The 26,835-nt window shown below is 37.9% G+C and carries 23 protein-coding genes; 9 read left to right on the plus strand and 14 right to left on the minus strand.

What is annotated here, in order from left to right; translation table 11 throughout:
- Genes tsaB through tsaD form a run of 3 tightly spaced genes read left to right on the plus strand, consistent with a single transcriptional unit; the run spans nucleotide 1 to nucleotide 2,083 of the window.
- Nucleotides 1-672, plus strand: a complete 672-nt coding sequence (tsaB, locus tag KO172_RS02515) for a tRNA (adenosine(37)-N6)-threonylcarbamoyltransferase complex dimerization subunit type 1 TsaB (RefSeq protein WP_215491993.1) — start codon at nucleotides 1-3, stop codon at nucleotides 670-672.
- Nucleotides 669-1,085, plus strand: a complete 417-nt coding sequence (rimI, locus tag KO172_RS02520) for a ribosomal protein S18-alanine N-acetyltransferase (RefSeq protein WP_215491994.1) — start codon at nucleotides 669-671, stop codon at nucleotides 1,083-1,085. Before tsaB ends, rimI begins: the two co-directional genes overlap by 4 nt.
- Nucleotides 1,070-2,083: a tRNA (adenosine(37)-N6)-threonylcarbamoyltransferase complex transferase subunit TsaD gene (tsaD, locus tag KO172_RS02525; RefSeq protein ID WP_215491995.1), complete on the plus strand. Its 1,014-nt coding sequence runs from the start codon at nucleotides 1,070-1,072 to the stop codon at nucleotides 2,081-2,083. The genes rimI and tsaD overlap by 16 nt, the downstream gene beginning before the upstream one ends.
- 98 nt (nucleotides 2,084-2,181) lie before the next feature.
- Here the strand turns inward: tsaD and KO172_RS02530 are convergent, their stop codons facing one another.
- From KO172_RS02530 to KO172_RS02550, 5 genes are all read right to left on the minus strand, one after another.
- The gene (locus KO172_RS02530) at nucleotides 2,182-3,819 is read right to left on the minus strand and encodes a recombinase family protein (protein ID WP_215491996.1); all 1,638 of its coding nucleotides are present in this window, start codon (nucleotides 3,817-3,819) and stop codon (nucleotides 2,182-2,184) included.
- A gap of 72 nt (nucleotides 3,820-3,891) precedes the next feature.
- The gene (locus KO172_RS02535; protein WP_215491997.1) at nucleotides 3,892-4,068 is read right to left on the minus strand and encodes a hypothetical protein; all 177 of its coding nucleotides are present in this window, start codon (nucleotides 4,066-4,068) and stop codon (nucleotides 3,892-3,894) included.
- Between the two features lie 5 nt (nucleotides 4,069-4,073).
- Nucleotides 4,074-5,015 carry a phage major capsid protein gene (locus tag KO172_RS02540; protein WP_215491998.1) on the minus strand — a complete coding sequence of 314 codons (942 nt, stop codon included), beginning with the start codon at nucleotides 5,013-5,015 and terminating at the stop codon, nucleotides 4,074-4,076.
- A 245-nt stretch (nucleotides 5,016-5,260) separates the two neighbouring features.
- A complete protein-coding gene (locus tag KO172_RS02545; protein WP_215491999.1) occupies nucleotides 5,261-5,662 on the minus strand; it encodes a hypothetical protein in 402 nt (133 codons plus the stop codon).
- 163 nt (nucleotides 5,663-5,825) lie between these two features.
- On the minus strand, nucleotides 5,826-8,129 hold the full coding sequence (locus tag KO172_RS02550; protein ID WP_215492000.1) for a phage/plasmid primase, P4 family: 2,304 nt from the start codon (nucleotides 8,127-8,129) through the stop codon (nucleotides 5,826-5,828).
- A 749-nt stretch (nucleotides 8,130-8,878) separates the two neighbouring features.
- Here KO172_RS02550 and KO172_RS02555 point away from each other — a divergent pair.
- The gene (locus tag KO172_RS02555; RefSeq protein WP_215492001.1) at nucleotides 8,879-10,696 is read left to right on the plus strand and encodes an Eco57I restriction-modification methylase domain-containing protein; all 1,818 of its coding nucleotides are present in this window, start codon (nucleotides 8,879-8,881) and stop codon (nucleotides 10,694-10,696) included.
- A gap of 30 nt (nucleotides 10,697-10,726) precedes the next feature.
- On the opposite strand, the gene KO172_RS02560 is transcribed toward KO172_RS02555, so the two are convergent.
- Nucleotides 10,727-11,428 carry a hypothetical protein gene (locus KO172_RS02560; protein WP_215492002.1) on the minus strand — a complete coding sequence of 234 codons (702 nt, stop codon included), beginning with the start codon at nucleotides 11,426-11,428 and terminating at the stop codon, nucleotides 10,727-10,729.
- Between the two features lie 1,304 nt (nucleotides 11,429-12,732).
- Between KO172_RS02560 and KO172_RS02565 the strand changes: the two genes are divergently transcribed.
- From KO172_RS02565 to KO172_RS02575, 3 genes are all read left to right on the plus strand, one after another.
- A complete protein-coding gene (locus KO172_RS02565) occupies nucleotides 12,733-13,575 on the plus strand; it encodes a KilA-N domain-containing protein (protein ID WP_215492003.1) in 843 nt (280 codons plus the stop codon).
- Nucleotides 13,576-13,633: 58 nt separating this feature from the next.
- Complete coding sequence (locus KO172_RS02570; RefSeq protein ID WP_034547755.1) at nucleotides 13,634-14,113, plus strand: GNAT family N-acetyltransferase; 480 nt, start codon at nucleotides 13,634-13,636, stop codon at nucleotides 14,111-14,113.
- A gap of 581 nt (nucleotides 14,114-14,694) precedes the next feature.
- A complete protein-coding gene (locus KO172_RS02575) occupies nucleotides 14,695-16,089 on the plus strand; it encodes an MATE family efflux transporter (protein WP_215492004.1) in 1,395 nt (464 codons plus the stop codon).
- A gap of 65 nt (nucleotides 16,090-16,154) precedes the next feature.
- Here KO172_RS02575 and KO172_RS02580 read toward each other — a convergent pair whose 3' ends face one another.
- The 3 genes from KO172_RS02580 to ybaK all read right to left on the minus strand — a co-directional run bounded on the left by KO172_RS02580 (nucleotide 16,155) and on the right by ybaK (nucleotide 20,431).
- The gene (locus KO172_RS02580; RefSeq protein WP_215492005.1) at nucleotides 16,155-16,469 is read right to left on the minus strand and encodes an AbrB/MazE/SpoVT family DNA-binding domain-containing protein; all 315 of its coding nucleotides are present in this window, start codon (nucleotides 16,467-16,469) and stop codon (nucleotides 16,155-16,157) included.
- A 614-nt stretch (nucleotides 16,470-17,083) separates the two neighbouring features.
- The gene (locus KO172_RS02585) at nucleotides 17,084-19,924 is read right to left on the minus strand and encodes an insulinase family protein (protein WP_215492006.1); all 2,841 of its coding nucleotides are present in this window, start codon (nucleotides 19,922-19,924) and stop codon (nucleotides 17,084-17,086) included.
- Between the two features lie 39 nt (nucleotides 19,925-19,963).
- Nucleotides 19,964-20,431, minus strand: a complete 468-nt coding sequence (gene ybaK / locus KO172_RS02590; RefSeq protein WP_251320110.1) for a Cys-tRNA(Pro) deacylase — start codon at nucleotides 20,429-20,431, stop codon at nucleotides 19,964-19,966.
- A gap of 80 nt (nucleotides 20,432-20,511) precedes the next feature.
- Between ybaK and KO172_RS02595 the strand changes: the two genes are divergently transcribed.
- Both KO172_RS02595 and KO172_RS02600 read left to right on the plus strand, forming a co-directional pair.
- The gene (locus tag KO172_RS02595) at nucleotides 20,512-21,621 is read left to right on the plus strand and encodes an amidohydrolase family protein (RefSeq protein WP_215492007.1); all 1,110 of its coding nucleotides are present in this window, start codon (nucleotides 20,512-20,514) and stop codon (nucleotides 21,619-21,621) included.
- Between the two features lie 8 nt (nucleotides 21,622-21,629).
- Nucleotides 21,630-22,508, plus strand: coding sequence for a glycosylasparaginase (locus KO172_RS02600; protein ID WP_215492008.1), 879 nt, complete (start codon nucleotides 21,630-21,632; stop codon nucleotides 22,506-22,508).
- Between the two features lie 29 nt (nucleotides 22,509-22,537).
- Here the strand turns inward: KO172_RS02600 and KO172_RS02605 are convergent, their stop codons facing one another.
- The 5 genes from KO172_RS02605 to msrB form a co-directional block, all read right to left on the minus strand.
- Nucleotides 22,538-22,906, minus strand: coding sequence for a type II toxin-antitoxin system HicB family antitoxin (locus KO172_RS02605; RefSeq protein WP_215492009.1), 369 nt, complete (start codon nucleotides 22,904-22,906; stop codon nucleotides 22,538-22,540).
- A 44-nt stretch (nucleotides 22,907-22,950) separates the two neighbouring features.
- A complete protein-coding gene (locus tag KO172_RS02610; protein WP_215492010.1) occupies nucleotides 22,951-23,673 on the minus strand; it encodes a DUF554 domain-containing protein in 723 nt (240 codons plus the stop codon).
- Nucleotides 23,673-24,404, minus strand: coding sequence for an HAD family hydrolase (locus KO172_RS02615; RefSeq protein WP_215492011.1), 732 nt, complete (start codon nucleotides 24,402-24,404; stop codon nucleotides 23,673-23,675). The genes KO172_RS02610 and KO172_RS02615 overlap by 1 nt, the downstream gene beginning before the upstream one ends.
- A 283-nt stretch (nucleotides 24,405-24,687) precedes the next feature.
- Complete coding sequence (locus tag KO172_RS02620) at nucleotides 24,688-25,593, minus strand: radical SAM protein (RefSeq protein WP_215492012.1); 906 nt, start codon at nucleotides 25,591-25,593, stop codon at nucleotides 24,688-24,690.
- Nucleotides 25,594-25,747: 154 nt separating this feature from the next.
- On the minus strand, nucleotides 25,748-26,764 hold the full coding sequence (msrB, locus tag KO172_RS02625) for a peptide-methionine (R)-S-oxide reductase MsrB (protein ID WP_215492013.1): 1,017 nt from the start codon (nucleotides 26,762-26,764) through the stop codon (nucleotides 25,748-25,750).
- Nucleotides 26,765-26,835: the final 71 nt, after the last annotated feature.

A 26,835-nucleotide genomic window follows, 5' to 3' on the forward strand; every position in this document is an offset into this window, starting at 1 on the left:
ATGAAGATATTAAGTTTAGACAGTTCAAGTAGATATATAAGCGCGGCGCTTGCAGTGGACGGCGTTGTGAGAGGCGAGTTCAACGTCTCATACGACAGGAGCGCCTCCGAAAAGCTTGCCCTGATGGCTAAGGAGATTTTGGACATCTTTGGTCTAAAAGTGGATGAAGTCGATGCCTTTGCAGTGTCAAAGGGACCCGGTTCCTTCACAGGACTTAGGATAGCCGCGGCCATGATTAAGGCCTTCAGCTTTAAGGACAATAAGCCAATTTACACCGTGTCTTCGCTAAAGGCGATGAGCTACCGCTACAAAGGGCTCAAATACATCATCCCCGCGATTGATGCGAGACGCGATAGAGCCTTTGCGGCGCTTTATAGCTATGAAGATGACTTTGAGCTGATGAAGGAAGAGAGAATCTACACTCTTGATGAGCTTGTAGACATGGTAAATGGACTTAGCGCTACTGTCATTATGCCGGGCGATTTCTACGGAAAATACAAGGAAAAGTTCGGTGCTAATGTCATAGCAGGCGTTTATAGAGAGAACGAACCCATAGCCAAGGAAGTCCTGGACTATGTCATAGATCACATGGATGAGATAAAGGCTGAGGACAGATACGGCGCGATACCTATATACATGAAGTCGTCGCAAGCTGAGGAAGACAAGAAGTGATTAGAAAAGCTGAGCTTATGGATGCCGAGGCCATATACGAGATTTTGCAAAGTACGGACGATGCGTGGAGCATGGGCGTCGTCGAAAGTGAGCTTAAAAGTGAAAGCTCTAAGGCCTTTGTCTATGTGGATGAAGAGGGAGCCGTGCAAGGCTTTGTCGACATCAAAATTTTGTACGATGAGGCGGATTTGATGCACATAGCGGCCTCGAAAGATATGAGAGGGCAGGGTATTGGCGCAAAGCTATTAGCAAAGGCGCTTGAGGAAGCGGAAGAAAAACCCATCGCATTAGAAGTTCGCGTAAGCAATTTCAAGGCGATAAGCTTATATGAAAAGTATGATTTTAAAATTGAGGCAAGGCGCAAAAACTATTATCATGGTGAAGATGCGCTGATTATGTGGAGGAGAAAGTGAAACATTTAGCTATAGAAAGTTCGTGCGACGAGACATCCATCGCCATCTTGGACGACTTGGAAGTTTTGTCAAATGTCATAGCAACGCAGATAGATACGCACAGAGAGTTCGGGGGCGTGGTGCCGGAGATTGCGTCAAGGATGCACATCGAAGCGATCTCGACTGTACTTGAGAAGGCGCTAGCTGAAGCGAAGACGGACTTAGAAGAAATTGAATTTATATCTGTAACGAGGGGACCGGGACTGATCGGAGCCCTACTTGTTGGCGTGTCCTTTGCAAAGGCACTAGCCATGTCCTTGGACGTGCCGCTAGTTCCTGTTAACCACATGAAGGGGCACATCGCAGCAAACTACATAACGACAGAGGGACTGAAGCCGCCATTCGTTTCGCTTGTTGTCTCAGGTGGCCACACCTACCTTGTTAATATGAAGGACTACTACGACTATGACCTAGTCGGCAGAACCTTGGATGACGCTGCGGGCGAATCCTTTGACAAAGTTGCCAGAGCCTTGGGACTACCGTACCCTGGTGGACCTGAGATAGAAAAACTCGCTATGGAAGGTAATCAAGATGCCATAGACTTGCCACGCGTTATGATGAAGTCGGGCGACTACAACTTTAGTTTCTCGGGATTAAAGACAGCGGTTCTAAACTACCTTCATAACGAAGAACAAAGAGGACAAGAAGTCAATAAGGCTGACGTCGCAGCATCCTTTCAAAAGGCCGCAGTCGATGTACTCGCAAAGAAGGCAGTCGATTTGAAAGACGAGCTCGGATATGACAAGATAGTGCTTGCGGGCGGCGTCTCGAACAATAAAGCCTTACGCGAGGCACTTATTAAGGAAGAGAAGGCACATGGCTTTACACTGTATTACCCAAAGGCCGTGTATACTACAGATAATGCTGCGATGATAGCTGCACAAGGGTATTTGGAATATGTGCATGGATGTTGTGGGATGGATCTGAGCTTTGAGGTTGATCCGAACCTAGGACTATAGTTAATTTCACATTCAAACGAGCCCTTAGTTGCTTTTAATTAGGGATTTGTTTTCTTAAAAATTTATCGGCATGAAGGTATTGACCTTTGTGCCGATTTTTAAATGTCAATTTTTCCTATAAAGTTCCAATAAATCCAAATGGTTTGCTTTTTTAATTTTGTATCTGGAATTTGTTCGAATTGTTCTACATAAATCTTGTCTACAAATGTTCTAATGATTTCAGGATCGAGTTCTTTAATATCTGTATATTTTCTTACTATCTTTAAAAATGACTCCACATTAAGCTCTTCTTGCTGGGATATTGCAATGGTTTCTTTAAGTTCAGCAATTTTTGTTTGAAGCATATTTTCTTCATCATCGTAAGCTTTAGCCTTTTTTTTAAATCGCTGGTCAGATATTTTACCTGCCAAGTTATCTTCATAGAGGCTTTGAACTATAGAGTCGATTTTTAAAATCCTATTTTTTGCATCTTCCATTTCTTTTCTTTGACTCCTTAATGTCTGATTTAATTCACTAGTCTTTTTCTTTAAAACTAAATCTACAAACTCGTCCTCATGTTCTTTTGCAAAGGCTGTAATTTTCCTTATTTCTTTAAGTAGTATTTCTTCGACTTGTATATTCTTTATTTTATGTGAAGTGCATTTGCCTTTTTGCTTTCTATAAGTTGAGCAGACAAAGTACTCTCTTTCATGCGACCAGCCTTTACCTCTTGCTTGATAAAGTTTTGCTCCACAGTCTGCACAGTATAGCATACCAGAAAGAGCTGGCATTTCACCTAAGTCATTTGGAACTCTTCTTGCTTTTCTTATCCTTTTTACAATATCAAAAGTTTCCTCATCGATAATTGCTTCGTGAACATTATCAAAGATCGCCCACTCAGACCTTGGATTGTCTACACTTTTCTTTGTTTTATATGATTTTCTCTTTGTTCTAAAGTTTACGACTTTGCCTAGATATTCTTCTCTGTCTAGTATAATTGCGACTGTATCAGGACTCCAGTTACCTTTAATCTTAGGAGCACTAACAGGATAGTTTATACCTATAGTTTTAAAGTGTTCAGCAGGGGTTGGTATATTTCTCTTTTTTAATTCGTTTGCAATTTGACTTGGACCATATCCTTTGACACAAAGGTTAAAGATAAGTTTAATAACTTCTGCTGCATCTTCATCAACTACCCATTTATTTTTATCTTCTTTATCTTTTAAATAGCCATAAGGTGGATTAGTTGATAGTGGTTTTCCACTTTGACCTTTAGATTTGAATATAGCCTGTACCTTCTTGCTCGTGTCTTTAGCATAAAACTCATTGAAGATATTAATGAAAGGTGTTAAATCGTTTTCTACTTGCTTACTTGAATCCACACCATTGTTAATAGCAATGAATCGTATATCGTTATCTGGGAATAGGACTTCTGTGAAGAATCCTACCTTTAGATAATCCCTTCCAAGTCTGCTCATATCTTTTACAATGATATTTTCAACTTTTCCATCTTTTATTAAGGCACTTAGTTTATTCCATGAAGGTCTGTCAAAGTTTGTTCCTGAATATCCATCATCTACAAAGAATTCTAAGTTTTTAAATCCCATATCTAAAGCATATTTTTTTAGTATGTTTTTTTGATTTATGATAGAATTACTCTCTCCTTGAAGATCATCATCTCTCGAAAGTCTACAGTATAGTGCTGTAATCTTTTCATTATCTGAGAAGTAAGAAGACTGTCTATTTAATTGTTCCATATTTTCCTCCCTTCTGACAGTCTTCAAGTGGCAATTACATATTACCGTACTTTTCAGACTATATCAAGTTAATTAAGCAGATAAACTCGCTTTTTTAAAAGAATCTACATTGCTCAATATTAAGTCTTTGATAATTTTATCTACACTCTTTTTTGCATTTTTACTATTCAGAGAATGAACTGTAAAAAGAGTGCCGTATGCTTCAATGCTGTCCGATGCCTTAATATCATTCTTTTTAACATCCAGCATAGTAATTATCCCTCTATAGATAAAGTAAGAACTGAATTTTTATCCATAAGTTTTGCATCAAGGTATTCACGTATGATAAAGCCTTGGTGTTGTTTAAGAGTAAACATCTCCGACAATCTTTTTATTGTAGGATTTTGTCTTTCAATAATCCAGTAATTTGAAAAGTCACCAAAAGCTATTGGTTTTTTACCTGCATCAATATCTGGCATAAAGTTAGAGATAAGAATTTCTTTCCCCATAAAAGTGCCGTCATATTGATTCCACAGGAAGCTACCTTGACTATCTTTTAAGCTTTGAAGATAAAGAGCTGTTTTATCATTCATTATCCATTTAGCATTTTCTCTATATTCACTATCTAAACAGAAGAATAGCCTTTTCAAATCATCAAGCTTTACTTCTTTCGTAGCTGATATGTTCTTAACCTTATCATCGACTAATATTCCTAAAGGTTCTTTACTACCAGAGCCAGTAAGGAAAGCTTTATCTTCAGCCTTTGCAAAATTATGTGCAAATGTATTTAGAATTATTTTATCGATGTCAGTATTTTGATTGCTCAATAAATCTTCGTGTATTGTAATTAAGTTAGAAAGTGTGTTATATTCTAGCTTTAAGCTCACATCTTTCATCTCTAAGACATCTGAAAACAAGTCTTGCTCTCCAGACTTTGTCCAAGTAGCCATTGATTTATTTGGAAAAGTTACAATGGAAGATGAGTCCACATCATTATTAAAAATTGTAGCTAGTTTTCTAAGTACACTTTTTCCTGCAAGCTTCTCTCTAAAATATTCTGTACTCTCTGTATCCATAAAAGGTGAACCATCCTTGATTAGACCAAGAGATTGAATATCTGTATATGATGATTCATTTTTCTTTCTTAAATAATTCCACAAATTAGTTCTGTAGGAATTACCTGCTAATACTTCGTTTCTTTTTAAATTTTCTTTCATTATTATACATGTCTCCTTTATATTTTATATTTGGGGTTAATACCCCCTTTGAACCTAAGTTTTTGTGCACGAGAGGGCGGCACCGTTGATGGTGAAAAGCTTTCTAGAGATTTAGATGCCCCCTAGGTCACAAATTATTTTTCATTAAAAGTATATGGGGCAGTGTGGCAGATGAAAATTAAACTTCCTATATAGAATGAAAGTATTAAGTCTTATATATTTACCTGCCACATAGCCACAAAGCTTTATAGCTTAAAACTATTTTGATTTAAAAACTCTACAAGACTCTCTGTTCCTTTGAATGGTATGACTGTGTCTTGATTATCCAGTGTGTACTTATATATTTTTTCCTTAACAACTTTTATAGGCGTCTTGTCAATCTTATGAAGAACGATTACATCCCTTAACTTGAAAGCATTATTTAGCATGTCTTCACTTACAATTTCATTGTTCCTATAAAGGTGCATATCTTTACAATATAGAACTAAGTCTTTTAAATCATTAAGCTTGACTTCTTGTTCATCTTTCTTAATGAGATACCTATAATTTTTCTCTCTTTTTAATTCTGTAGATACTCCCTTTGGGGAAGTAACCACGATTTTGTCGTTTAAAGTAAACTTTCTTTCTAAATCTTCTTTTGTAAGCATTTATATTTCCTCCTTATTTTATTTTTTGCTTAAAGCTATAATTACACACACTCATAAGCATCACCTCCTTAAATGAGGGCAAGTGTGGCAGGTAAAAAAGTATTTTATATATAGATACAAGATTTACAAATTAAATTTTTCATCTGCCACATTGCCACAAGTTTTATAGAAATTCTGAAACTAACCTATAGCCTATTAGAACTGTGGTTTTGTGTTTTCCATCTTTAGGTCTCTTTCTTAGTATGCTAGCTTTAGATTCTAAAGACTGCTTAAAGGTCTTCATGCTTTCAAGGTAGTAGCCATTTTCTAAAGACCACGACCTATATCTTTCGTATACTTCAGAAGTCCTAACTTCATAATCACTTCCTTCTTCTAAGCAGTCTTCCATAAAGATAGCTATCTTATCTGATTCTTTTTGATATTTTAATGTGGCATCTTTTACTGAATTAGGAATGGTTAATCCTTCTTTTTGTAAAAGTTTGTAGCCTTCAATAAGCCAGTTAAGAATTGCAGACCTTACCTCTTCTTTTGCAAATTCAGTCTTTAATGTCTTATCTTGCTCATCTTCAGTAAAATGTCTGTCAAAGGGAATGATGAGCATTCTTCCACTTGTGAATACAGTTACATCATTGACTATGGGTAAGTAATTGGTGTTGATGTAGATTTTAAATTGTGGTTTAAAGTCAAAGGAGTTCTCGTGAAGAAATCTCGCATTGATAGTATCGTTACCAGTTAGGCTTTTTACTTGAGCGACATTTAAGGGTAGTCCCTTACCAGGCTCTGGAATATTTACAAAGCGTACACCAGCAAGTCTCGCTATCTCTTCACTGGGTCCAGAGCTGTTCACTTTGTTTTTAAGAGCTAGTGTCTCAGGTCTTGATGCACAGGCATAAGTACCAAGAACTTTTAATATGGACTCACAAAGAGTTCCTTTGCCATTTCTTGTAGTCATTCCATATAGAATTGCCATACATTCATATCTTGTATCGCCTGTAAGTCCATAACCTAGTATCTTCTGTAAAAATTTAGCTTTTTCTTTATCACCACTCATAATTTCATCAATATAGCTAAGCCACCTATTGTTTTTTAATTTAGAGTCATAGATGACATCAGCCATCTTGCTTAAGTAGTCAGAACTTCTATGCTCATAAAATTCCATTGTCCTTAGATTTAAAGTTCCATTCGTACAGTTAAGAAGGTAGGGGTCTTTGTCAAAGTCTGAAACGTTTAAAGGATGATGAACTTCTGCATCTTTTAAAACGCTCACTCTGTAGCCTCTTGCTTGCCACCTACTTGAAAATTTAATGTAGGCTTTTCTTTTATGCTCATCGTCGATTTCGAGAGCAAGTGTGTGCATAAAGTTTGCAAGCTTCATACACAGCTTCATAGCCTTCAAGCTTCCTGTATCAGCTATCCATATCCCTTTTTCATAGTAATACCAGGACTTTCTTTCAGGAACATATCGAAGAGAGTCTTCGTAAAAGTCTGCAAAGATTTTTCCTGCACCTATATCTGTCCATGAGTATTTAGATGATAATGGTAGTCCCATTTCTTTTAATTTTTCAATGCCATACTCGAACTCTAGATTTGGATCTGTCCTTTGAATTGGCATGTATGTTTCTTCTAATGAATTGATAGCTTTTTCAATAGTCATTTCACCATAAGTTTTTCCTCCTCTGTTTTCATCCCACTTTTCTCTAAATAGTTTTGATTTTCTAAAAAGCCTATCTACTTGCTCAAAACTGCCACCTGCATAAAAAGCAAGAATTGATGCTAAGGCTAAGTCTGCTTCACTTGAAGAAGGGTAGTTTTTAATATCTCCACTCCATAGATTTAAAAACTTCTCTTTATTACTAGCCTTAGATGCTTTTTCTAAAATCTGCTCATCACTTAAGTAGCTTTTAAAATCTTGTGTACTAGACTTGATTTGTTTTTCTCTTTTCAGATATTTTTCTAAAAGCCATAGTAGCCCATCAGATTCTTCTACAATATCTCCTTCTTGAAAAATATTTCCTGTAACAGTTACAAAGCGATTAGTAAAGCCAGCAACATATACTTCAACCTCTTTAGTTTTCATCTTATATATGCTATTGTCATAAGCTATAGAGTTTGGTAGAAAAGTAAAGATTCTAAGACCTTTGCCACTTGGACTAAATTCAATGTATGACTTTGGAAAGTGGCTAACTATTTCTTTTGCCAGAGGATTTAAGTCATCATTAAGAACACAGTGATCCACATCAATAGCTACAAGATTATTTTCAACTCTTATTCCAAGTCCATCATATGAATTAAGTTTTTCAGCTGCTTTTTCAAATGATGAGAAAGTTCTTGAATCATCAGCAGATGCATATCTTTCTGTAATTGGATTGATAGGTATCTTTGTTTCCTTATCCTCTCTTATTTCATACTTCCATAGACACCAGCTTGTATTTTCTTTTAAATATTCTGGTATATTTTCTAAATTCACATATCTACTCCTTTCATATTTTTTAGAAGAAGAAATATCCCTCTATATTCCTTAGGACACTTAGAAGAGTTTTGAGTACTTAAGACAATTCTTTCAATGTAGACCTGTAAAGAGAAATCTCCATCTACTAGTCCTAAGACAAATTTGTATGTCTTGAGTAATTAAATATTAATAAGGTTAGTTTTCTTCCTTCACTAGCCCTAAGACATTTTTGATAGTCTTGTTAGGTTTTATTTTTCCTTCCCTATATAACAGGCGAAGAAAACTTATGAATTTTAACCCTATAGAAGAAATATTTTTTCCCCTTCACTAGCCCTAGGACAAAAATCGTGGTTTTGATTAGAAAAAGACGGAAATATATCCGTCTTTAGAAATTTATAAGGATTAAATTGTAAAATGTGGTATAATGTTGTAAGATGGTTACGTAAATTAGAAACTTTAGTTTTGATTGATTTAGAGATTTTCATTTGATAAATTTATGCGAAAATTAATAGATGAAAAGATGAATAAACTAGACTTACAAAAAGCTATAAATACAACTCCTCATACCATAGCTAAAATGGGATGAGATGAGAATGTGAGTATGGAGATACTTTGTAGAATTTGTAAGTATTTTAATGTGATATATCGGATATATTGGAAATTAGAGTGAAAATAAAAAACAATTTAGTTGACTTTTTTTAAATGTTGAGCAATATATTAATTACATAATAATACATAATTTTGTGGAGAGGAGAAGGTTACACTTAATGAATAATAACGATTTGGTAAAATCTTTTATTAATTATTCTAAGAAATATTTAATGGACTATTTTAGCCATTATTCTATTCATTCTAATTTGTCATTATTAGATGTTTATCCCTTAAAATATCAAACAACTAGCTCTGACTTGGACATGAGCATTGATTTTAATATTGATGCGTTGCATTTCTTAGGAAATTATTATGAGCAATCAATACCTATAAAACTAAAAAAAGATTATGGTAGATTCTTTACGAGTGATGAAGAATTAATAAAAGTTATGATTGATGAAGTAGATTTATTATCCGGTAAGATATTAGAACCCTCGTGTGGTTCAGGAAATTTTTTGGCAATTATTATTAATAAAATAATTAAAACCTTAAAAAATGATGGGTTAGATTCAAAAGAAATAATTGAGTATATAATAAACAATGTTAATGGGAATGATATTGATGAAATTGCTATTCAAATTTCAGAGCTAAATGTTCTCGCAAGTCTTATGCCATTAATTGTTGATGCCACTAATAAGGATCCTACCTACAAAATTAATAAACTAGGACTTGAAAAATATGACTTTATTGATAAAGATGAAATTAGAAAGAAATATTCTGTCATAATTGGCAACCCTCCTTTTGTAACAATGTATGGGAAGAGAAGTCGAAATATGACTGAATCAAAAAGATTATATTTTAACACTTTTGATTTTGTAGTTAATAAAAAAGGAAACAATAAATTTAATACATCTATGTTTTTTATTGAGAATGGATTAAAGTCATTAATTGAAGATGGTAGATTAATTTATATTTTGGATATTGCTTTTTTCGAGACAGCATATAATGATATTAGAAAGCATTTGATTCAAAATTATAAAATCAATAGAATTATAAAAGGAATAATGTCATTTGACGATGTAGCTAGTGGACAAATTATTTTAGATGTTTCTAATTCAAAAAAACAAAATTCAATAACACAATATATTGATTTTGAAAGAAAAATAAATGAAAAAATAGATCAAAGTTACTGGAATAACGAGGATAATGAATATAAAATATTAGTGCCTTTAAATAAATATGAAAAGTCTATAACAGAAAAAGTAACTAAATTTAGAAAATTAGATTATTATTTTCCTAAAAAAGGACTAAGGACCTGCTGCGCATTAACTGGTAGAACGAATGATTTTATAGTAAAAAAAGATAGTGATACAAATAATGAAATATTTCCATATTTAGAAGGTGCAAAAGGATTAGATAAGAGATTTGGCGAGTTAACAAATACAAAATTTATTAAATATGACTATGAATTACAACTAAAAATTTCTAATGATTTCAAAAAAGAACTTCAAGCTAAAGGTGTAAAAAACAAAAAAAGAATTACTTTAGGCGACAAGGAAGCATATCTATCCCCTAAAGTTTTTATAAGACAAAGTGCAACTAAAATAATAGCATCATATACAGAGGACCCATATGCTGCTAATAATAGTTTATATATTTTGACTAATAAAAAAAATACAGCTAAAGATAAAGAACTTCTTAAATACACTTGTGGCATTTTAAATTCGGATTTAATCACATTTTTTTGCTTAATCCATAAAATAATACGAATAGAAAGAGGCAAAACACCCCAAATAAAAATTTCTGATTTAAAAAAAATATGTATAAGTTATAATTCAATGTACAAAGAAGACATGATTTATTTGGTTGATCAATTGTTAGATAATCCAACAGATACAAATTTTAATAAGAGATTAAATAATTTGGTATATCAAATATATAATATAAGCGAAATTGAAATTAATTATATTGCACAATTTTTAAAAACCGTCTAATTATTATAATTGACGGTTTTTAAAATAAGACTATTTTTGATATTGTTTAAGCTTTGATCTAAGTTCATTAAACCTAGAATCTAATTCATCCCTTTTCCTTAATTGTTTTGAAATATTTCTTTCAATTGATTCTTTATATTTTATATAAAACAGCTCTAGAAATTCTTCTCTTGATCTATATTCCTCTGGTTCTTTAATATTAACCTGAAATTGAGGTTTAGGGTTGATTCTAACTGTGTGATTAATGTCTTTTAAAAATTGACATTTCACATATTTACCATTAGCAAAAGATATAAATTTTGTTTTATCATCGCTTGTAGACTCATATTCAAAAAATACATATAATAAATAAAAATGACCATCTAAGATAAAATTAATTATCTTTTCTGGCGTTCCCATATCAGGATTGCTATCGTCATAATTTTTTTTAGTAGCTTTAATATCTCCCCAGATAAGATCATCAAAATTGAAATCTTCACATTTGTAATTAAAACAAATATCATATGGATTTTTGGTAGAACCCTTAGGAGATCCTTTCGGATCATATATTCTTTCATGTGAATTTTGTTTTAAAAATTCAACAAAACTATCTTCTAAATAATCACTTATTTCTGCACCACTCCTAGATCTTGCACTAATATTTAATAAATAATTGTGCTTTTTGAGTATAGAATTGAAAATAGTTTCGATGTCATTTTTCATTAACATCTCAAATTGCTTAACATCCATCATTAACCTCCAAAATAAAATAATAATATATATTTATTATATCATAAATGATAGTTGTTATTCAAAAAATATTCTAGAAAATAATGTAGCATAATGTTAGTAACATTTTTCCTAACTTCTTATGAGATGTTTTTATATCAATCACTAACGAGAAAAGGAATAACAGTAATATTATATGGCAATATTGAACTTGAAGTTTATAAATTTCTAGATAGTTCTACTATGGAATTGAAAATGCCTTAATTAAATGCTACAAATTATAAAGTACTTATTATGCAAATACTATAAAAAATTGCTATAACTCAATTATTACTAAATATATAGATAAAATTAATGGTATTTTATATTTTATAAATAACAAAACATTTAAAGTTGGAAACAACTTCAACACAAAATTAACAAATGCAAAAACACTAGTTTATACTGCTGAATAAAATTAAGTACTCTTGAAGATATAAAAATATATCTATGTGGAGATTATATGACATCAGTAATGAAAATCGTGATAGCGCCATCATAAAGTTTAGAACATTTTTGAAGAGGTATTTTTATGTAATAGAGAAACAAATTGAACTCCAGACTTGAGTGGTAATATACAAAAATTAAATAGATAGGTTATAAAATTCTATAATATGTACGCAGATACAAATTTTGATAAAAGGATAAATACATTACTTTCAGTACCAAGTAGTATAGTCTTTGAATATCTGAAATAAGAAATGACAGTGATTTTAATGGGGTGGGTTATACTAGAATTAATATTGAAAACATTATATATTATTTTTTGTTATTTTTCAAAGTCTATTGCAAATTTTGCTTATCAATTTAGTATAAACAAATGTAATCTATAGAATTATTTAGAACTTTGAGTTTCATGAATATGTAAAAAGGCTATGAGAGTTCAAACTCATAGCCTTTCCTCTTGCCACCTAAAGACTTTAAGAACTAGCTTTTATAAAATCCCTAATTCAATGCGCCCTTGAACTCGTTCCCTCCTCGGCAATGCTCAGGTATGACTATACATTCCGCTTGCCTCGTCAGTCCACATCGTCCAATCATCTCGTTTGCTTTGTGAAATTGTGTTTGTGCGAAGCACCAAGGTTCTCGGGACCCATTCAAAGCGAAGCTTTGTAAATGGGTGAGGTTCTTCAATTTGCGCCTTGCGCTCATTCGCTTCTCGGCAATGCTCAGGTATGACTATACATTCCGCTTGCCTCGAAGCTCCATTTCGCGCAATCCATCATAGCGCAAAGGTTTTATGAAAATAAATCTTGTAAACAGTATATCAGCATAAAGGAGGAACTCATATGTCTAAGGTGAAAAAAGAGACGATTGAAGCAAAAGGCTTTGCTATTCAAATTTATACTGAAGACTTTCAAAACGATTATATAAGTCTAACGGATATTGCTAGATATAAAAATAATGATGATCCTAGATTTGTTATACAAAACTGGATGAGAAACAGAAATACTTTGGAATATATAGGTTTATGGGAAGTTTTGAATAATCCAGATTTTAACCGTGTGCAATTCGACACGTTTAGAAATGAGGCAGGACTTAATAGATTCACTATGACACCACAAAAATGGATTGATTCTACAAATGCTATTGGTATAATATCGAAGTCTGGGAGATATGGTGGAACCTATGCGCATTATGATCTTGCGATGGAATTTGCTTCATGGATTTCACCAGAATTTAAGCTTTACATTATTCAAGATTATAAGAGACTTAAATCAGATGAAAATTCAAAATTGTCACTGGGTTGGAACCTTAATCGTGAAATCTCTAAGATTAACTACAAAATTCATACAGACGCAATCAAAGAATATCTCTTAAAAGATCTTACCAACGAACAGTTGTCTTATAAATATGCAAGTGAAGCAGACATGCTAAATGTTGCTTTATTTAACAAAAGAGCTAAACAGTGGCGTGAAGAAAATCCTGAGTTAAAAGGTAATATGAGAGACTATGCAAGTCTGAATGAGTTACTTGTACTTGCCAATATGGAAAGCTATAATGCGATTCTTATTGGAAAAGGTATGGAGCAAAAAGAAAGAATGATGGAACTTAGAAAACTTGCTAGAACACAATTAATGTCACTTGAAAAACTTGGTGATAGTGGCATTAAAAGATTAGAAGGAAAGTAATAATAACATTTAGTATTTTATTAGATAAACAAATTAGAAGTTGTGGAGGATGATAAAAATGATTAGATTTGATGAAATTACGAATAAAAATATTTGGAAAGTTTGTGCATTAGAGCCATATGAAGAGCAAAAAGATTTTGTTGCTGATAACATACAGAGCTTGGCGGAAGCATATTCAACAAGAAATGAAGGCAATAATGCGTTGCCGCTTGCAGTATATGATGATAACACCCTGATTGGATTTGTTATGATCGGAAAAGGAACCGTTGGCAATGAAGAAGAAAGTCCTTTAATCAAAGAAAACTACTGCCTCTGGAGACTAATGATTGATAGGAAATATCAGGGACGAGGTATGGGAAAGCAGACGATTGATGCCGCAATCGATTTGATACGTACATTCCCATTTGGTGAGGCAAGAAAGGTATGGTTGTCGTATGAACCAGAAAACACTAGAGCAAGAGCAATATACTTAAAGTATGGCTTTTCCGAGAATGGAGAAATGTGTGGCAATGAAATTGTAGCCGTGTATGATTTATAAATTGGAACTTTTTCAGCTTATTTTAAAATTGTAGATTCATATATAGATTTCGACATAATGTATCTAGATTTAAGATAGACAACTTCCAGTTTGTAGCATTAACAATCCACCTGAATATGCAATTTTCATTTAGGCTGTGTATAGCGCAAAGGTTTTTAAGTCCATGCACCAAGAGAACGAGTGCTAGCGATGTTCGATTGGCTATGCATGCCTTATGCCAGAGTTTACAAAGAGACGGAACGAAGTGAACGTCGATTTGCTTAAACTTACGGTAGGACTTATAGTCCTAAGTTCTTCAATTAATTATCATCTCAAGAGTTTTGACTGAGGGTTTGAAGAAGGAATTGAATATTAGTTAGTTAAGGAAGGTCTATTGACCTTCCTTTTTTATTCTTTTGCATTCAAACGAGCCCTTGAACTCGTTCCCTCCTCGGCAATGCTCGAGTACATTTGTACACTCCGCTTGCCTCGTCAGTCCACATCGTCCAATCATCTCGTTTGCTCTGCAAAACTATGAAGCGATTCTATGGAGTATATAGGAAAAATCCTAAAAGACAAGTACTATGTGCTTGTCTTTTTTTATGTCATACATCAATGCCGCGTTCTTGCTTATAAAAGTTTATTGTGGTATAATAACAGTTAAGGGAGGTTTTACTATTACCACTACAAGCATCAAGAAAAAGTTTTTCTCCTATATAATACCGTCGCTCTCTGCCATGATCATATTTAGTTTATACTCAATGGTTGATGGCTTCTTCGTGAGCAAGTACGTCGGTGTCGAGGCACTTAGTGCAGTTAATATTTCAACGCCATTTATCAATATAGTTTTTGCGCTTGGTATAATTGCAGCGGTCGGCTCTCAAACGATGTGCGGCGTCTTTATCGGCAGAAAAAACTACATGAAGGCAAACAAGATCTTTAGCTTCAACATATTAACCGTGGCAGTGCTATCGGTCTTATTGACTCTTATTTTTTATTTCAATTTAGATAGGATAGCGACACTTTTGGGTGCAACTGAGGACCTAAAGCCGCTTGTCCTAAAGTACATTGGCTACATAGTCTACTTTGTGCCATTCTTAATGATTTCGTATAACTTCGAGGTCTTGGTCAAGGTCGATGGTTTTCCGCGTCTTGCGGTCGCAACCGTTATCACTTGCGGACTAAGCAATGTCATCTTGGACTATGTCTTCGTCGGACTCATGGGCAAGGGCCTAGAGGGCGCGGCGGTCGCAACAGGTATCTCGCAGGTCATCTCGACCGTGGTCTACCTTATCCACTTCACGCTTGGCAAGTCGAACCTGGAGTTTGTCGAGGTCAAGTTCTCATTTGACACTCTTAAGTCCATATTCTCCTTGGGTGTTGGCGACTTCGTTTCAGAGGTCGGCATCGCGATGATAGTTTTGTTCTACAACATATTCATAATTCGTTTCCTTGGTGAGAAGTCCATCGCGACTTTCTCTGTCGTAAGCTATGTCAATAACCTTGCGCTCACATGCTTTGCAGGTATCACGCAGGGCACGCAGCCACTTTTGAGCTATTATTATGGTAAGAGGGACTACGATACACTCAAGAAGCTCTTCCGTTACGCAAGCTTTGCGATACTTATAACGGGAACGGTCTTTTTGCTCGCTTCGCAAGTTTTAGCAAGAGAGATCTTCAATATATTTTTAGATGTAGACGAAGAGACTATGCTCTACTCGATACTTTCACTAAGAAAGTTCTCGGTCTCATTTATGATCACAGGCTTCAACGTCTTGATAGCCGCAGTCTGCGTTTCGTCCTTGAAGCCGAAGTACTCGGTTGTGATCAATGTCTTGAGAAGCTTCGTGATGATCTACCTCGCACTCTTTGTCTTGACAATGATCGAGCCAACGCTAATATGGTTTGCTTCGAGCGTATCAGAAGCACTGACCCTAGTCTTTGCATTTGTATTTTATAAGAAGCTGAGTAAAGAAAATAGAGAACGATATGAGTAATTTCTTGATAAAATGCAAAAGGCTGTGAGATTAATCTCACAGCCTTTTTATATTATATGTTATATTTAATAATCTACGGTTTCGCCACTTTTGTACTCGTTTAAAACATCACGCTTTAATTTCTTCACGGCCTTTGGCATGTTCTTTTTAACTCTTTTAAATTCATTCAAGAGTTCTTCACCTTCATAGCCATTATTAATTAGATCTTCCAAGATTAAATCCGAAAAGTCATCAAGCTCAACTGCCTTTGACAATATGATCTTGTCATCTTCGACATCAAGCTTAAGCTCGTCATCAACATTGATACCTAGAGCCGATAGAACTAGCTTTGGCAGTATAATGCCTTGGGAGTTGCCCCACTTTTTTATGGTAATGTTCATAATATCACCTCAAGTATAGTTTATACTATGTATAACTATTTGTCAAGATGTTTATGTGAAATTGAAATAAACAAAACCAGATTTTGATGAGATTGGAGCCAGACATCGAAAATTGCTTTCTCTCGCATGCTGCGCCTACATAAATTGTATTAGTAATCGAAAAGTGTATTACTCGTGACTTAGGCTTCTCAAATTGGAAATTTCTAAAAGCTCGATCGCTTGCAAAACCATATTCGTTCGCTACGCTCAGCTAGATGGTTTTGCGGCCAGCTCTCTTCGCTAATAAATTTCACAATTTGTTCAGATGCGTCACTTCGTTAATAACACTTTTCTCTTATTTGATAGAGAAAACAAAATTTTTATCTTACTATAGACCGTGCTCGTTAAAAGCACTTTTCTCGCTAAAGAGTTCTAAACTAGTCAAGAGGGCAAATCGAACGAAAAATCAGATTTCTTAGATAAAATGCGATGATTACACGAAATGGAGCTTCAAGGCAAGCGGAGTGTACAAATGTACTCGAGCATTGCTGAGAAGCGAATGAGTGTAAGGGCGCATTTGAAGAACCTCGTCCAAATAAACGAGAACCTTGATACTTTAGTATAATCAAGAAAGCCTATCTTATATCTATAACTTCGTCGTACTCAATCCCATCATCCCCATCAGGACCTATAACTGCAAAGCTTGCATCTTCTAATCTATGCAATTTATCCACATACTTTTCTTTTAATACGTTCAAATCTGTATCCAAGATCTCTCTATATGCCTTTAGGTCGTCTTCTTCACTCATTCCTTGCAGCATTCTCACGAAGGCAAGCTTACCTTTTTGTCCCTTGCCATATGCCTTATTGTACTTAAGTGTCGAGGCAATCTTTCTTCTTTCAAGCTCATCTTTATCAAGCTCGAAGCTCTTCAAGAAGTCTGCGGACTTTCTCATCACTTCAAGGCTTCTTGCAAGGTTTGGATCTCTAAATGTAAACTCTGCAAGGTAATCTATGCCGGCATTTAGTCCATCGCCGTAGGCACCGCCCTTGGCACGTATCTCTGTGTGAAGGTAGTCGTTTGAGACTATCTGTCTTAGCACTTCGACGTCGCCACTATTGTCCTCGTCTACATCTGTTGCTACAGCGTTGAAGTAGACTTTGGACGACACAACTAGCTTTGTGTTCTTCTTATCCCTCTTATGCTCTGTGCACACAGCAGCAGCTGGGATGCTCTCAAGTGAGGCTTCAAGTGCGGCTACTGCCTTGTCAAGCTCATCTATCCTCTCTTCGTATGAGTAGTGAGAAGTGAAGCCTTCCTTCCTAAACATAGTCTTAAGTAGTCTTTGGTAGTCACGGATCTCCTCATCCTTAAGTTCATCGAAATTAGCTTTGAGCTTCTTTACGTGTATGAACTTTTCTATACCATGGAGCTTAAGTGTAAGCCTTTCTTTCTCAAGTGTTTGCGCCTTCGCCACGTCCATGGCAATGTTGGAGGCGATATTCAAAACGTTGTTGTCGAAGTCTGAGACGCTCTCCAAAACGTTCATCTTTAGTACTTTCTCATCACTTGGGTCGGAGCACTTGATGATCTCGTCTATAAGTTTCATAGCATCAGCTGCCTTGTCTTTAGTAAACTTTGCGCTGCATTGAACGAATGGCGTAAGCTTACCGCTCTTATAATTCTTCACTACGCTTGAAGCGAAATTTATCGAGCCGGTAGTTTTGAATATGTCTGTCTCAAGTTTTTCTCTAGATGACTTCGTTGTCTTGATGTCTGCTAAGAGATCAACAAGGTTTGCGACCTTGACGTAGTCTTCCTCGGCTATGTGCGAGATATCGAAGAATAGGTTTAGGTAGCAGATCTTGCTGTCTTCTTTGGAGTAGTATATAAAGTCTTGCACCTTCTCAAGTGGCAGCTTTTCTATATCACGCGGCAAGTCCTCTAGCTTAAGAGCGGGTATTGACGCAATCGCTTCCTTTGTGTCAGGCTCTTCTTGCATAGCCTTAAGGTCTTCATTCTCCTTAATCAGTGCATCAAGCTCTTCTGGAGTGAGTGAAGCCTTGTACTTATTAAGCGCGTCCCTCTCTTCTTCGTCTCTTTCCTTGTAGAAGTCCTTCACAGGGTAGAAGTCCAGCATCTTGACATCCTTATGAGCGGCATTTACAAAGTTTATAAAGGCGCTTTCATCCTTCTTAAGCTCATCAAGTGTCTCGTTGAAGGCAAAGGCGCTCGCAGGTGACTTGTCAAATAGCCACATAGCAACCGACTTTAGCGCAAGAGCTATGCCCTTAGTAGCAGTGTTTGCGAACTCCTTAAGTGTGAAGTCCATAAGGTTTAGAACCGACTCATATATGTCCTTGTTGATGCGGCCAGACTTGATGGCATCAATCTCATCATGGGCAGCCTTTTTAAACTCCTCAAGCGTACCTGGCTCGGCATCCTTTAGTATAAGGCTAAGGTCTGTGTAATTGCCATTACCATAGCCATAGTTGGAGTAGCTCAAAAGGTCAGAAGCTATGCCCATCTCTTGGATCTTTTTCTTAAGAGGGGAGTTGGAGAAGTAGCTAAGGTACTTACTCAAAAACTCTGTCATTATGCTATCACGCGTATTGTCGATAGCGCCTGTAATGAAGGCGTAGGCGTAGTTGTGCTTGTCTGAGACGTCATTTGGGTAGGCGCGCTCAAAGACACACTTCTTAGGCTTAACTAGCTTCATGCCAATATTATTCGCAATGTCCTTGTACTCGTAGGCGGATAAAAATTCGTCTAAGTGCGCTAGCTCTGCGTCCACATCGCCATCACCATAAAGCACGATGTATGAGTTCGATGGGTGGTAGTGCCTTTTGTAGTAGTCAAGAAGCTCATCGTATGAAAGCTTTATGATCTCATACGGATCGCCGCCTGAGTTGTACGCGCAGTAGGAGTCTGGATATAGCTCCTCTTGCATAGCTTGGTAGATGAACTCTTCTGAGGAAGACATAGCTCCCTTCATCTCGTTATATACAACGCCTTGGTACTTAATTTCTTCATCTTTATTAAAAATTTCGCGTCTAGTGCCTTCTTGAAGGAAGACTCTCTTGTCTGTTAATAGTCTCGGATTGAAGACAGCATCTAGGTAGACGTCCATAAGGTTGTAGAAGTCCTTCGCGTTTCTTGATGATATCGGGTAGACAGTCATGTTTTGGAAGGTCATCGCGTTTAGGAAAGTCGCAAGTGATGACTTCGCAAGATCCATAAACGGCTCCTTCGTTGTGTACTTCTTCGAGCCAGATAGAACCGCGTGCTCAATGATGTGCATGATGCCCTTCGAATTCTCAGGTATAGTTCTAAAACCTATCATAAAGGCTTTGTTGTCGTCGTCGTTCTCAAACTTTATGACCTTAGCCTTAGTCTTCTTGTGCGTAAAAATTTTATAAGCAGAGCTTATCTCGTCTATAAATCCACTCTCCACTAGGGAAAATTTCTCGTTCATTTAATCACCTCTCATGTATTATCTTAATTGTAACATAGGCTACTTTACTATGTCAATGGCGCTCGCATCCGTAAGCTTCACTAGATCAGAGGGACTTACTTTGATTTGCAAACCGACCTTGCCACCGCTTACAAAAATATATTCCTTGTCCATAGCTGATATATCGATAAAGGTCTTAAGGCGCGTCTTCATGCCGATGGGTGAGCAGCCGCCATGCACGTAGCCTGTTAGTGGAAGTAGATCCTTTTGCTTAAGCATGTCGACCTTCTTCGCCTGAGAGGCCTTCGCAGCTTTCTTAAGGTCTAGCTCCATAGCCACGGGAACTATGAAGACGAAGTGCTCACCTTTGTTCGACTCGGTAACTAGAGTCTTGTAGACCATGCTCACGTCTTCATTCAAAGTCTTGGCAACGTCCACGCCGCTAATGCCGCCCTTGGTATCGTATTCAAACTCTTCATATTTCACGCCCGCTGCATCGAGTAGGCGCATCGCATTTGTTTTTTTCATAATATCACCTAAGATGATTATACCCAAAACTATTGCCCTACTCATGCATTTGTGCTATGATTTAACTAAGAGGTGAGACTATGTTACTTGTTAAAAACGCGAAGGTGAATGGCGAAGTTATCGATATTTTATCCTTAGACGGACGCATCACTAAGCTTGGTAAGAATACCCACAACGCTTATGCTATAGACGAGATTGACTTAGAAGGAAGGAGGGTCTACCCAAGCCTTATCGATGGCCACGTCCATGTGACAGGCGGCGGCGGAGAGATGGGTCCGACATCGAGAGTGCCTGAGATAAAGTATGGTGATATAATCATGTCAGGGGTAACGACTCTTGTGGGACTACTTGGCACAGACAGCGTGACTCGCTCTGTGGAGAACCTTGTCTCTAAGGTCAAGGCACTGAATGAATACAACATAAGGAGCTATGCACTCACAGGTGCCTACGAGTATCCATCCAAAACCATAACAGGCTCGGTGAAGAAGGACATCACATATATAGCTGAGATCATAGGATGCAAGCTTGCAATCTCAGATCACAGGTCAAGCTACATCACTGAAGATGAACTTGCAAGGCTCGCAAGTGAGTGCTACATAGGTGGTCTCTTCGCAGGCAAGGTAGGGGAGCTGCATATGCATACAGGAGGAATGGGTAAGGAAGGCCTTTCGAAAGTCTTCCACGTCCTTGAAAAGCACGAGATACCGATCAAAGTCTTTAGACCGACACATTGCAAGAACGTAGTAGAGGATGCGATTGAGTTTATGCACATGGGTGGATACGCAGACTTCACCGCAGGCAGCGGCCTTGACGCAATCGACTACGCGCTAAAGAAGGCGCCATTTGATAAAATCACGCTATCATCTGACTCGAACGGCTCAGTGCCTATCTGGTCAGAGGATAAGGAGCTCTTGGGTATAGGCGCGGCGAAGATAGGGGCACTTTTTGAGACTATAAAAGAGCTTAGAGATAAGTATGGTTATAGCCTTGAAGACATGATTAAGCTTGCATCTACCAATGTCGCAAAGGCACTCGAGATAGATAAGATAACAGGCGAGATCAAAGAGGGACTCTCACTCGACATCATGGCACTTGATGATGATGACATGATTGACACAGTCATTAGCAAGGGAGTCGTCGAGATGAAGGAGAAGAAGGTACTGCGCAAGACTAATTTTAGCGATTTTTAGGAGGAATTATGAGTATAATAGCAACTTGGAAGATGGCATACGAAGGCACTTTGCTCGCACGTAAGGCACTTTTAGAGGGCAAGACTTTGGAAGAGGCCTTGATTACGCTTATAAAAGATGTGGAGCTAAACGAGAATTTTCACTCGGTAGGCTACTCGGGACTACCGAACGAGGAAGGCATAGTCGAGTGCGACGCAGCCATGATGAACGGGGACAACCTGCACTTCGGTGCCGTTGCTGGCCTTAGAAATATAAGGAGCGCTGTATCAGTTGCACGCACGCTTATGGATAGAAGCTACAACAACTTTTTAGTCGGCGAAGGAGCTCTTAAGCACGCCATCGCCATGGGCTTTAAAGAGGAAGAGATGCTTACAGAAGAAGCGAAGAGACGCTGGGTTGAAGAGAGGGCGAAGGATCCAAAGGTCTACAAGGGTCACGACACTGTATGCGGCCTTATAGCTGAAGAAGGTAGAGTCATTGCGGGGACATCGACATCGGGTCTCTTTATGAAGAAGGTGGGACGCGTGGGCGACTCGCCACTAGTGGGACCGGGTCTATATGCCGACAGCGACATAGGAGCCGCAGCCGCAACAGGCGTCGGAGAAGACATAATTAAAGGCACACTATCTTATAGGGTCGTCTCACTAATGTCAGAAGGACTAAGCGCGCAAGACGCCGCGATAAAGGCAGTCATGGATTTAGACGCAAAGCTTAGGGCGAAGGGCGAAGAGCCGCGCGACTTCTCAGTCATCGCAGTAGAAAAGAGTGGCGCGTGGGGAGCCGCATCAAACATAGCCGAGTTTCCATTCATAGTAAGCGAAGAAAGTGGCGAAACGAGTATCTACGTAGCGAGAGACTTTGGACGCACGATAGAAAAGATTAAGTAGATGGACTTTGTATATAGAAAAGGCGAGGACTAAATCCTCGCCTTAATTATATCTGCATTGTTTTTAATATCCGAAGCTCTATCAAGAAGCTCCTTGTAATATCTTTCATCACTTCTTATATATATGTTCTCCATAGTATTGCTACTTAGCTCTGCCTTTACTAAAATCAAAAACTCGCCTCTCTTTAATTTTATGTCCTTTGCTTCACTAGGCAAAGGAACTTTCATATCATTATCAAAAAGAACATTGATGCATGCATTCAAAACTTCACTTGTGTATACAAATAATTCTTCCAAATTGTCCGCATCAGTAAAGCAAGCGTCAAAATCAGGAAAATTAGCATAGTAAGTTTCGTCTTCATACCTTACTACACATGGATAAACAGAAATGTTTTTCATAAGAGCCTCCTTTTGTACAACTTGTCAATATTAATATAAATATTTTAAAAAGCCACTGGCAAATATGCTGCCGCCATAGCAACTACAAGTGCGGGAAGCATATTGGCAACGCTGACTCTCTTATCAAAGAGTAGGTTTATGCCTATGCACGCGATTAGTACAGAGCCCACAAGCGACAAGTAGTCTATCGCAAGATCTGTTACATATGGCGCGATGAGCTTAGAAAGATACGTTATGCTCATCTGCAAGATAAAGACAGGCACGAAAGAGAATGTCGCTCCTTTACCCATGGACGCGGCCATCACGAAGACAACGATGAAGTCCAAAACAGCCTTCAAAGCAAGAGTTTGGTAGTCACCAGTTATGCCTTCTTGCATAGATCCGACTATGGCCATGGCGCCGATGGAAACAGTAAGAGATGTCGTTACGAAAGCAGCGATAAAGCCTTGATCCGAGTCGCTTTTAGTCTTTCTCTTAAGGTAGGCACCAAAGTTTTCAAAGCCTTCCTCGATACCTATGCTCTCACCTATAAGCGCGCCTATAGCAAGAGAGACCACCACAAGCATGGCTCTGCCGCTCTTAAGCGTGCTACCCGATATACTTAGCATGCCTTGCATAGTGCCAGCAAGTCCTATGAAGAAGATGCTCACACCAGATGATAGCACGAGAGCTCTCTGCACCTTTGGCTTGAAGACCTTAGCTGTTAGCCTTCCTAGTATGCCCGCTACTATGATGGCCAAGCAGTTAATTAGTGTACCTAGACCCATTAGTCAAGTGCCTTCTTTAAGACTTCTCTAAGCGCCTTTGCATCAGGGGCATAGTTTACGTAGTACTTACTTGGCTTTGCACCGAAGAAGACAGCCTTCATGCCACTTGCAAGAGCACCGAAGACGTCCGAGTCAATGTTGTTGCCGACCATGATGCACTCACTTGGTCTAACGCCTGCCGCCTTCATCGCACCGAAGAAGAACTTTGTGTCAGGCTTGCCATAACCGAAGTCTCCTGAAGCAAAGACGTAGTCAACGAGCTTATCAAGGCCAAGAGTGTGCGCCTTTCTGTGCTGCACCTCACTGATGCCGTCAGTAATCACACCAAGCTTCTCTCCAGCATCCTTAAGCTCCTTTATAAGCTCAAGCATGCCATCAATTGCTTCAGTGTAGTCGAAGCGTCTCTTTAGGAAGGCTTGAAGAAATTCTTCCTTAGTAGCGCCTCCTAGTATGTCCTTGACGTCATTATATACACCGTCCTTGAACAGCTCAAGTCTTTCTTCCTCGTATGGCTCCTCCATAAGTAAGTAGTCAAGAGGGTCTATGCCGATAGTTTCGTTGTAGGCAAAGTCCATGTGTCTAATCATGCGCGAGCGTAGAGCAGTTCTAAGCCTGCCCATGAACTCATTTGGATCCATGTCTATGTGCAAATCCATCTGTGCACGTTCAAATATTAGAGTGTTTATCTTGGCAGTTTCTAAGACTGTGTCGTCTAAGTCAAAAAATATCATATAGTAGTTACCTCCGTTAAAAATTATTCATAAGTTAACACTTTCGCATTCGAATGGCGCCTAGCGCTCGTTCGCTTTTCGGCAATGCTCGAGTACCGTTTGTACACTCCGCTTGCCGCTAAGCTCCACTTCGCCCCATCCATCCATTCGCTCTGCAAAAGTTGATATTGCGATTGCTCGCCTCCATTAAAAATTATTTATAATAATTACATTAATTACAATAATAGCATATATATTATAGCACATTCTCCAAGTTTTGTAGAGCTAGATTGAACGCGAAATTTTATTCTTTGCTCCACACTTGCCACTTCTTCATCTCGTTCCTACGCAAGTCCTTCTCACTACCCGCATCTCTATACTCCCTAAGCTTCTCTAGCATCGCCTCTTTGCCCTCAGGGAACTTCGCGAGTACTGGCAAAGGATTGGTCTTGTGTGTCGCCTTGATCACTGCATCCATGTCTATGTGCTCAAGTATGTAGATCTCTTCATTTAAAACTTCCTTTATCGAAAGTCTTCTAAACTTCTTCTCACGCACATAGTCTTTTAGAGGCGCTCTCTTAAATATAACCGTAGTTACAAAGACTACTTCGAATGGCTTTATCTTGTTTAGTAGCTTTGCAGTTTCTTCTCTATGCACCTTTGTCATATCCTTGCCACCGAGGCCGAGCATGATGTAGACTGAGTATTTTATGCCGAGTCTCTCAAGCTTCTTGCAGGCTCTCACACTATCTCGAGCTGTGTGACCTTTATTGTGAAAGCTAAGTACATCATCCGAGCCGCTCTCAAGTCCTAAGCACAGCCTATCGAGGCCAAGGCTCTTAAGGCGCAGTAGCTCCTCATCGCTCTTACGAAGTACATCACTTGCGCGCGCAAACATCGATATGTAGTCCACATCGAAGTACCTTCCTATGAGTTTGAAGACGCTCTCAAGGTATGAAGTCTTCACGCACAAAGGATTGCCCTCAAGCAGAGTGAACTTCTTAGGGCTGCGCTTCATCTTAGTATATTTACTTTTTTCGCTCTTAAGGTAGTCTTCTATGTCTTCGAGCTTAAACACGTGAAACTTTTGCCTGAAGTTAAGGTCGCAGTAGAGGCACTTGTGGTAGGAACAGCCACTTGTTAGTGGCACCATAAGGTTGTGCATCTCAGGCATAGGCGTGTACATGTATATGGGGTAGAAGCCTTCCATATATATCACCTCTTATAATAATATTAGCACTAAAGTGAGATCATGTCAAAAAAACAGCTATGATTTTTCATAGCTGTTTTCGTTTTACACCTTACTTTTTAAATTTTTTCCAAATTACCCTTGCTACTATTATTATAAGGATAATTATTACTATTCAATCACTAGTGATGCCTTTAGCTGGAGCTTCTTTTTCGTCTTTACTTAGCTCGGTATGCTCTATAAGCTTATCTTTTCCATCCTTTAAAAAGATGATGTAGTCAGCGTAGCCTTCCTCTGCCATCTTTTCAAGTGGAACGAAGCGTAGTGCAGCTCCGTCTATGCAATATCTAAGGCCGCCTTTATCACTAGGGCCATCATTAAAGACATGACCTAGGTGGTTCTTGCCATGAAGACTTTTAACTTCAACGCGCTTCATGCCATACGAGTCGTCCTCTCTATATGCAAGGCTGTCACTCTTAATCGCTCTTGCAAAGCTTGGCCAGCCGCAGCCTGCATCGAACTTTTCATCCGATGTAAAGAGAGGCTCGCCAGTTAATTTATCTACATAGATGCCACTTCTCCACTCATCATTTAGCTCGGAGGAGTGTGGATGCTCAGTGCCTTCCTTTCTCATCACGCGGTAGCTCAGCTCGTCAAGTAGCTCCTTGGCTTTCTCATCGCTGACTTCCTTATACTCACTCTCAAACAGTGGCTCATCCGCCTCAGCTAGGTTGATGTGGCAGTAGCCGCCAGGGTTTTTATCCAAGTAGTCTTGGTGGTAGTCCTCAGCATTGACAAAGTTCTTAAGAGCGCTCACTTCAACAGCTAGCTCGCCATGAAGCGCCTCCTCATAGCTATACACCTTGTATATGGCCTCTTTATCAGCAGCGTCACTGTAGTAAATGCCGGTTCTGTACTGTCTACCTCTGTCGCCGCCTTGCTTGTTAACACTCTTTGGGTCTATGACCTTGAAGTAGCGAAGAAGTATCTCTTCAAGACTTATCACACTCTTGTCGTAGACTAGTTTTATGGTCTCCGCGTGATCAGTCTCCTTAACCCTTTGGTAGTCAGTGTCAGCGCCTATACCATTGGCATAGCCGACAGTAGTATCTACAATGCCATTCACTCTTTTAAAGTAGCCTTCCATACCCCAGAAGCAGCCGCCTGCTAGGTATATAGTTTTGTATTTCATAATATCATCTCCATATATATTCTCACTACATAGATACCCATTCACTATTGAAATGATACTCTCTAAGTGTT

This window comes from Fenollaria sporofastidiosus (genome assembly GCF_943169635.2).
Lineage (GTDB): Bacteria > Bacillota > Clostridia > Tissierellales > Peptoniphilaceae > Fenollaria > Fenollaria sporofastidiosus.